Genomic DNA, 2,078 nt, shown 5'->3' with positions numbered 1-2,078 from the left:
ATCATCAGCGTCTCCGAGCTACCGACCAGCTCCGGAATCACGAACTCGCCAACCGCCGGAATGAACACCAGCATCGAGCCTGCGATAATGCCGTTTTTGGACAAAGGCAAAGTGATGGTGGCAAAGGCCTTGAGCGGCTTGGCACCCAGATCTCCCGCCGCCTCCAGCAAGCGCACGTCCATCTTCACCAGATGCGAGAACAGCGGCAGGATCATAAACGGCAGGTAGGCATACAACATCACCAAGTAGAGCGAGAAGTCGGTATGGAACATCTTCAAGGGCTCGCTGATGATGCCGGTCCACAGCAAGAAAGTATTGATCAGGCCGTTATCATTAAGCAGCCCCATCCATGCATACACCCGCAGCAAAAAAGAGGTCCAGAATGGCAACATCACCAGCATCAGTAGCGCATTGCGTCGTGCCGGGTCCGTGCGGGCAATGGCATACGCGATCGGATAACCCAGCAGCAGGCAGAGCACGGTGGTGACAAATGCCACCTTAAGCGAGCTTATATAGGTGTCGACATAGAATTCGTCGGTGAAGATGTAGATGAAATTAGACAGGTTGAGCTTGATATCGAGAAAGCCCTCCTCGTAAGCCAGCAAGCTGGTAAACGGTGGAATGGCAATTTCCTGCTCGGCAAAGCTGATCTTGAGTACGATAAAAAACGGAATCAGAAAAAAGATCCCCAGCCATAAGTAAGGCAGGGCAATCACGCTACCGCGGCCGGGCTTAAGCCACTTCTTGGCAAAACGCTGGATATCCATCAGCTCTCCTCCCTTAAGCCGTCAGTACGACGGGCATGTCGGCGCGCCAGCTGACATACACTTCATCGTCCCAGGTCGGCTCGGTTTCACCCGCCTCATACCAGCGGTTGGCCGGCACCATGGCCTTGACGACCTTGCCGCTGGGCAAGAGCACGTGATAGATGGAGAAGCTGCCAAGATAGGCAATCTCCTTGATCTTGCCGCGTGCGGTGTTCGCGCCCGGTGCAAGCGGCTTGATATCGATACGCACATCTTCCGGACGGATACTGGCCCAGACTTCCATCCCCTTGGGGCCGGTAATACCGTGATTGACCTGAATGCGGCTCCCCAGATCCGGCGTTTCAATTTCGACACGATCCGGCTCGTCCACCACTACGGCACCGGTAAACAGATTGGTATCGCCGATGAATTCGGCGGTAAAGCGGCAGTTCGGATAGTCGTAGATCTGTGACGGCGTACCCACTTGCAGCAGTTTGCCCTCGCTCATAATGCCGATACGGGTGGCCATGGTCATCGCCTCTTCCTGATCGTGCGTCACCATGATGCAGGTCACACCAACCTTTTCCAGCGTATTGACCAGCTCCAGCTGGGTTTGCTGGCGCAACTTCTTGTCCAGCGCACCCAGAGGCTCATCCAGCAGCAGCATTTTCGGCCGTTTGGCCAGACTACGCGCCAAGGCCACGCGCTGCTGCTGGCCACCGGACAACTGGTAAGGCTTACGCGATGCGTACTTGCGCAACTGCACCAGATCCAGCATTTCGAGAACACGGTTGGCAATTTCGTCCTTGGGCAGGCCATCCTGCTTCAGGCCGAAGGCAATGTTCTGCTCTACCGTCATGTGTGGAAACAGCGCATAACTCTGGAACATCATATTGAGCGGACGCTCGTACGGAGCCAGCGCAGTAATGTCCTGCCCATCCAGAATAATCTTGCCCGAAGTCGGACGCTCCATGCCGGCCAGCATGCGCAACAGTGTCGACTTGCCGCAGCCGGAACTGCCCAGCAAAGCAAAAATCTCATGCTGGCGGATTTCCAGATCGACATGATCGACGGCAAAATTGTCGCCAAACTTTTTGACGATTCCGGCAATTTTCAGATAGGGCTGACTTTCAGCCACCTTGGCGCTGGTGGATGGGGCCACAATAGTTTCCAGCATATGGTTTTTCCCTAGATGTAGGCTTGGCATCGTGCACAAGCTATTATTTTTTTCGAACAGCATTTTAAACATGCAACAACCAAGCAATTGCCATGCCACTAAAATGACAAAGGCTTGGCAAACCCATTAAACCCGCTAATATGCCGCCGAATAGC

Annotated in this window: 2 protein-coding genes; both read right to left on the bottom strand. The window is 54.3% G+C overall.

The window, feature by feature from the left end:
• The coding region (locus tag ACRC1E_RS12150) for an ABC transporter permease subunit (RefSeq protein ID WP_438515354.1) at window positions 1–767 on the bottom strand (767 nt) is incomplete at its 3' end.
• 13 nt (window positions 768–780) lie between these two features.
• Window positions 781–1,923, bottom strand: coding sequence for an ABC transporter ATP-binding protein (locus ACRC1E_RS12145; RefSeq protein WP_438515353.1), 1,143 nt, complete (start codon window positions 1,921–1,923; stop codon window positions 781–783).
• Window positions 1,924–2,078: the final 155 nt, after the last annotated feature.

This window comes from Craterilacuibacter sp., from assembly GCF_051659485.1.
Lineage (GTDB): Bacteria > Pseudomonadota > Gammaproteobacteria > Burkholderiales > Chromobacteriaceae > Craterilacuibacter.
Note: the sequence above shows the minus strand (reverse complement) of the source record. Positions and strands in the feature narration are given on the sequence as shown.

Bases quoted from the DNA above. Each gene is read 5' to 3' on its own strand.
- ACRC1E_RS12145 (WP_438515353.1), bottom strand. From the start codon at position 1,923: ATGCTGGAAACTATTGTGGCCCCATCCACCAGCGCCAAGGTGGCTGAA.